This is a genomic window from Actinoplanes sp. NPDC051633 (assembly GCF_040681735.1).
Taxonomy (GTDB): domain Bacteria; phylum Actinomycetota; class Actinomycetes; order Mycobacteriales; family Micromonosporaceae; genus Actinoplanes.
The window spans coordinates 1-5,711 of the sequence record NZ_JBFAZH010000462.1; the positions used below are offsets into that span (position 1 = coordinate 1).

Sequence of the window (5,711 nt, forward strand, 5' to 3'; positions counted from 1 at the left end):
ACGCACATGCCGGCCGGCGCGCTCGCCGTCTCCGACCCGACCACCTTGACGTTCAGGTCGGCGGTGTACGCGAACCGCTGGTCGCTGCTGCCACCGGCCTTGCACAGCTGCACCTTCACGACCGCGCCGGCGTCCGGGAACTCGTTGTCCCCGGAGTCCATGCAGAGCGGGGCAACGGTCGGCGAGGCCAGCTGGACGGACCCGCCGCTGATGTTCTCGTTGCTGGTCTTGAATGTGTACGTGGCCTCGATCGTGCGGGTGCCGGGGGTGCCCTCGGCCGGGGTGCCGGTGCCCGCGCCGTCGTCCGGGCCGCCGGTCGACGTCAGGCGCGCCGTCACCGGCACGTCGGTCGGCGGGCAGTCCTGCCGGGTGGGCGCGCCCTCGTCGGAGAGGCGGAAGTAGTCGATGACGACCCGGTATTTGGAGCCGATGACCGACGAGCCGGTCAGCACGCACGGCGGCAGGGCCTCCAGGTTGCCCGAGCCACCGGTGCCGGCGGCGCGCAGCTGCCCGAGGGCGACGTCGATGCCGGCCTGCGCGGCCTGCAACGCGTCGGTCCGCGCCGCGATGGTCCGGGTGCTGGTGATCTGATTGACCACGATCGGCACGAGGGCGGCGCTCAGGGACATGCCGACCAGCGTGACGAGCAGCGCCATCGGCATCGAGCCCCGATCGGATGGTCCGGCCGCCGTCCGGCCGCGCCGGAATCTGATGCCGATCATGACGGCCTCCCATTGCTGCAGTCGTTCGTGGCCGGCGTGTTGCGCGAGGAGTTCAGTGCGGTGAACGTCGAGTCGACCTCGGCGACGCTGTCGCCGACCTGGGCCGACACCCGCACCCGCAGCCGCTGGAAGTCGGGGGTGAAGCCGCTGGTGCCCGGGCTGGTCGGGGTCTGCCGCTCGAACGGCCCGGTGCTGTCGGGCGTGACCAGGTTGGAGGCGACGGTGCGGCCCGGGGTGCCGGGCGCCGGCGGCGTGGCCCGGGGCCAGGTGAGCCACTGCAGCACGCCGTTGGCGTCGTTGGGGCTGTCCTGGTCGGGGTTCGAGGCGGTCTCGAGCCGCAGCTGCCCGCACTGACTGCCGTCGAATCCGGCGTACTCCACGTACCAGGCGGTGCCCACCTGGCCGGGCTGGGCGATCCAGGACGCGTAGCGCAACTCCCGATCGAAACGCTGGAAGGCGAGCTGCAGCTGGGTCTGGGTGATCGAGATGGACTCGGACTTCGCGCTGGTGCGATAGACCTGCAGGATCGCGGAGGTGAAGACGACCATCACGACGCTCATCACGCTCAGCGTCACCACGACCTCGGCCAGCGAGAAGCCGGCGTCGTCACGGTCGCGGGCGGCCGGTGCCCGGTGTTGCTTCATGCGGTCACCGTCCAGTTCAGCATGAGGGTCGCAACGTTCGACGCCGAGTCCCGAACCGTGAGCGTGGTGATGTATTTGCCGGCCGTGGTCGGCTTCCCGGTCACCTGACCGGAGCTGCTGATCACCAGGCCGGGTGGCAGGTTGGTCGCGGACCAGGTGTAGCCGGAAGACGTCCCGTTCGACGCGGTGGCGGTCAGCGACACGGTGGCGTTCACCGCGGTGGTCCGGTCCGGGTTGGCCGGGCTCGGTGCGGTGACCCGCAGGTCCGTGCCGACCGCGGCGATGTTGACCGGTACGACGATCGACGCGGTGCCGCCGAGGTTGTCCGTCACCGTGACGGACACCAGGAAGCGGGTGCCGCCGGTGATGGTTCCCGTTACTGTGCCGGTGCCGGTGTCGATTGCCAAGCCGGGAGGCAGGCCTGTGGCACTCCAGATATACGGCTCCTGCCCACCTTTGACGGCTTGGCCGAGGGTGTAGTTGACGATGTTGCCGCGGGTCGCGTTCTGTGTGCCGGGGCTGATCAGCGCCACCGGTGTGAACACTCGCCAAGTGAAGGTCGTGGACACCGTCTTCTTGCCGGTGCTGTCGACGGCGGTGACCGTGGCGTTCTGCGGCGTCGGCTGCAGCACCGTCGCAGTTCCGGTGATGACCCCGGTGGTCGGATCGATCACCAGACCGAGTGGCAGGCCGGTGGCCGTCCATGTGGCCGGGCGCAACCCGCCGGTCAGGGTGACCGGCAGCGAGGTGAGCGTGAGGGTACGGAAGACCTGCGGGCCGGGTGACGTGAGCACCGGCAGGTCGGCCACGACCCAGGTGAACGTGGCGTCGTCGCTCTTCAGCTCCCGGTCCTGCACGTGCGCCGTGACTGTGTAGGTCCCGGCCGTCGTCGGCTTGCCGGTGATCACGCCGGCGCTGGTGGCCGTGAGGCCCGGTGGCAGCCCGGTCAGCGCCCAGGTGCGCGGCAGGGTGCCACCGGCCGCGACGACCTGGAAGTTCACCGATTCGTCCACGTACCCGGCCTGCTTGCCCGGGCTGACGATGGTCGGCGGCGGGCGCTTCAGGTCGAAGACCGGGTCGGCGTTCGTGCTGACCAGCGTCGACGCGACGTAGACGCACCGGTCGCCGGGGCAGACGTTCTGCTCCCAGGTCACGGCCACCACGACCCGGAAGTACGGCACAGCGACCAGACCGAGCAACGGCTTGGTTTCCAGGCAGTCGGTCAGGCCGGCGCTCAGCAGCGCCGAGTTCGCCTTCGACTGCCAGCAGCTCTTGACGTACCAGTTCTGCTCGTACGTCACCCCGCCGACGGTGACCGGGACAGGCGCTGTCGGCAGGGCTGCGGTGGCGCCGGACAGCAGTTCGGTGACCGACGTCAGGGTGGCGTCGGCGTCGGCGATCGTCAGGCCGGAGACGATCGACTTCACCTGGTCCGGCGCCCCGGCGAGCTGGTTCTGCACCGCGGTGAGGCCGCGGCCGGCCAGCAACGACGTCGGGGACAACGCGCGGGCCCGCTCGAGCGCGTTGTTGGCCACCTCGACCGCCACCTGGCGGGTGCGCTGCTGTGCGACCACGGCCACGGACTTCACCAGGAACGGGGCCGCTCCGGCCATCACGGTGCCGATCACCGCGAGCGCGACCAGCACCTCGAGCAGCGAGAAGCCGTCGTCACCAGCGGCACGCCGGAGCTTGCGGCGAGGTGCCGGTCTGGTCGGCACGGAGGCTCGATCGGTAGGCATACCGTTCCATCCTTGAAGTCGCATCTCCTGCTCGCGGAGACGTCGCCGGTCCATCGGCAGCGTCGCTCCCGGCTTGAGAACTATGCGGACGGGTCGACGTCGATCAGGGTGTGCCGTTCGACGCCCGCCTCGTCGAGGATCCGCTCGACGGACGCGATGGAGAGCCGGTCGAGAACCTCGTCGCCGTGCACGACGCGGTACCAACGGGTGCCACGGTCGCGGACGATCTCCACCCGCCAGTGCCCGTCCGGTGTCTGCATCGCGCTCTCGACCTCCGCCACCGCGGTCAGTCCGTGGTGATCGACGGCGCGTTCGCGCCGACCGGCGGCGCCACGAACGCCTTGACGGTGAGGTTGAGGGTCACCTTGGCGGGGTCATTGTTCTCAGTGGACAGATTCGCCACCTCGACCAGGACCGCGCGCTTCTGGTCCGCGCTCTGCAACTGCCTCAGGAAGCCGCCCAGGCGCGCCTCGGTGCCCACCGCGGTGAGCTGGATCGGCAATGCCCAGACGCCGGCGGCGGTCTCCTCCTCGGCCGGGTCGCCCACGACGACGCCGCTGACGTCGACGCCGACCTTGGTGCCGGTCGCCTGCAGCTGGCGCAGGAAGGCCGGCACGCCGGAATCCGAGGGCAGTGCCGCCTTCCGGGCGTTCAGCTCTCTGGTCAGCTCGGGCAGCTTCGCCTTCTCGGCCGTCAGCTTGACGATCCGGTTGCGGAGCTGGTCGGCCGTGGCCTGTGCGTCCTCGGTCTGTACCTGGAGCTCGGCGGCCTCGGTGCGCTGCGGGCTGACGGCCAGGAACCAGGTGGCGATGGCCAGCAGGGCGATGGCCGCCGCCCCGACGATCCACCAGAGCCGGTCGCTGAAACGGGCACCCATCACTTGCCTCCCGAGGACTTGCACGCGGTGGTGAACCGGCCGCAGAGCGCAGCGTTGGTGATCTCGGCCTTGAGGCTGAACGTCACTCCGGCGCCCGTGTCCTCCGTGGCGACGCTGGTGACGTAGGGGTTGGCCAGGACGGTCTGCTTGCCGAGGGCGTCGACGTACGCCGCGACGGCCCTCTTGTCGGGAGCCGCACCGGACACCACGAGGGTGCCGACCGAGGTCGTCGTGGTGGCACCGGGCAGCACCTTGGCCGCGGAGTCGGCGCCGTCCTGGTGCAGCGACCCGCTGACCCCGTCGATCGTGACGCCGGACGGGGTGCCGGCGCTGCGCAGGGTGTTCAGCATCGCGGCCCAGTCGAGGTCGTTGGCCATCACGGTGGTGAGCTGCTCGGTGAGCAGGGCGGTGTCGGACTGCACCTGAACGGTCTCGGAGAACCCGCGCTGACTGCGCTGCAGGTCGGTGACGAGGCCGCTCGCCGCGGTGAGGTCCTGCTCTGCCTGGCTCTTCTCGTGGTTGGCGTAGGCGACCCAGGCGGCGCACAGGCAAGCGACGACGGCCACCGCGACGATCACCCAGGCGCGGGACCGCTTGGCCTGCCGTGCCTTGAGGATCTCCTCGGGCAACAGCCTCGCCGAGATCGTCAGGATCCGCGTGCTCTGCAGCGGGGTGCTGGCCGGATCCACGGGAATCAACGTGGTGGACATCAGGCTGCCCCTCCCAGGGTGAGGCCGATCGACACCGCTGCCGACGGCGCGAAACTGTCGAAGCCGCGCTGGCGGGCCTTTCGCGTGTCGCGCAGCCGGCTGGTGGTGTCGGCGTACATGACGGTGACGTCGAGCTGTTTCTGGATGTGCTCGGCCAGGCCGGGCATCAGGGCGCCGCCGCCGCAGAGCGAGACCCGGACGACCTGCTTCTGCCGTTCGCCGGAGGCGAGGTAGGTGAACGAGCTGCGCAACTCGTTGACCACCGGGCGGATCGCGTCGGCGGCCGCCGAGACGGTGTCCGGCCGGCCGTCGCCGTGCAACCCGAAGCGGCACTTCAGCGCTTCGGCCTCGGCCGGGTCGATGCCGAGCCGCGTCGCCATGGCCTGGGTGATCTCGGTGCCGCCGCGCGGCACCGTCCGCACGATCAGCGGCTCGCCGTCGGCGTGCACGATCACGCTGGTGACATCGGAGCCGATGTCCACGATGGCCTCGACCTGGGCGTCCAGCCGGGATGCGGCACGCAGGACGGCGAACGACGCGAGGTCCACGCCGTCGACGTGCAGACCGGCCTTCTCCACCGCGTCCACGGTGGTGCGTACCGCGTCCTTGGGCATGGCGATCAGCAGGCCGCGCACGGTCGGGTTGTCGCCCGGCTCCTCGAGCGGGTGGAAGTCCAGAACGGAGCGTTCGACGGCCAGCGGGAGCATGTCGCGCACCTGGAACGGCAACGACTTGCGCATCTCCTTGGCCGGCAGGTTGGACACCGACATCTCACGGACGACCAGCTGGGGGTTCGTCACGCCGAGCATCACGTGCTTGGTGTCGAACTTGCAGGCGGCCCAGAGCTGCTTGAGCGCCGACGTGACGGCGACCGGGTCCTGGACGATGCCGCCCTGCACGGTTCCGGCCGGCAGCGGCACCTGGCCGAAGTTGCTCAGCGAGTACTCGTCCTTGCCGCGGCGGGCTTCCACCGCGCGGATGGACGACGAGCCGATGTCCAGCCCGATCGGATTGACGCT

The 5,711-nt window shown here is 70.3% G+C and carries 7 protein-coding genes; all 7 read right to left on the bottom strand.

Going from position 1 to position 5,711, the window contains the following annotated elements; genetic code table 11:
* Nucleotides 1-722 (bottom strand): hypothetical protein (locus AB0M20_RS23835; protein ID WP_364301608.1); only part of this gene is annotated, 722 nt, incomplete at its 3' end.
* Entirely contained in the window at nucleotides 719-1,366 is a 648-nt protein-coding gene (locus AB0M20_RS23840) for a prepilin-type N-terminal cleavage/methylation domain-containing protein (RefSeq protein WP_364301610.1), read from the bottom strand. The genes AB0M20_RS23835 and AB0M20_RS23840, both read right to left, overlap by 4 nt.
* On the bottom strand, nucleotides 1,363-3,105 hold the full coding sequence (locus AB0M20_RS23845; RefSeq protein ID WP_364301612.1) for a putative Ig domain-containing protein: 1,743 nt from the start codon (nucleotides 3,103-3,105) through the stop codon (nucleotides 1,363-1,365). The genes AB0M20_RS23840 and AB0M20_RS23845 overlap by 4 nt, the downstream gene beginning before the upstream one ends.
* 80 nt (nucleotides 3,106-3,185) lie before the next feature.
* Entirely contained in the window at nucleotides 3,186-3,386 is a 201-nt protein-coding gene (locus tag AB0M20_RS23850; RefSeq protein WP_364301614.1) for a hypothetical protein, read from the bottom strand.
* 5 nt (nucleotides 3,387-3,391) lie between these two features.
* Nucleotides 3,392-3,982, bottom strand: coding sequence for a type 4a pilus biogenesis protein PilO (pilO, locus tag AB0M20_RS23855; protein ID WP_364301616.1), 591 nt, complete (start codon nucleotides 3,980-3,982; stop codon nucleotides 3,392-3,394).
* Nucleotides 3,982-4,692: a hypothetical protein gene (locus AB0M20_RS23860; protein WP_364301618.1), complete on the bottom strand. Its 711-nt coding sequence runs from the start codon at nucleotides 4,690-4,692 to the stop codon at nucleotides 3,982-3,984. Before AB0M20_RS23860 ends, pilO begins: the two co-directional genes overlap by 1 nt.
* Nucleotides 4,692-5,699: a type IV pilus assembly protein PilM gene (gene pilM, locus AB0M20_RS23865; protein WP_364301621.1), complete on the bottom strand. Its 1,008-nt coding sequence runs from the start codon at nucleotides 5,697-5,699 to the stop codon at nucleotides 4,692-4,694. The genes AB0M20_RS23860 and pilM overlap by 1 nt, the downstream gene beginning before the upstream one ends.
* Nucleotides 5,700-5,711: the final 12 nt, after the last annotated feature.

Bases quoted from the DNA above. Each gene is read 5' to 3' on its own strand.
- AB0M20_RS23840 (WP_364301610.1), bottom strand. From the start codon at position 1,366: ATGAAGCAACACCGGGCACCGGCCGCCCGCGACCGTGACGACGCCGGC.
- pilO (WP_364301616.1), bottom strand. From the start codon at position 3,982: ATGGGTGCCCGTTTCAGCGACCGGCTCTGGTGGATCGTCGGGGCGGCG.
- AB0M20_RS23860 (WP_364301618.1), bottom strand. From the start codon at position 4,692: ATGTCCACCACGTTGATTCCCGTGGATCCGGCCAGCACCCCGCTGCAG.
- AB0M20_RS23845 (WP_364301612.1), bottom strand. From the start codon at position 3,105: ATGCCTACCGATCGAGCCTCCGTGCCGACCAGACCGGCACCTCGCCGC.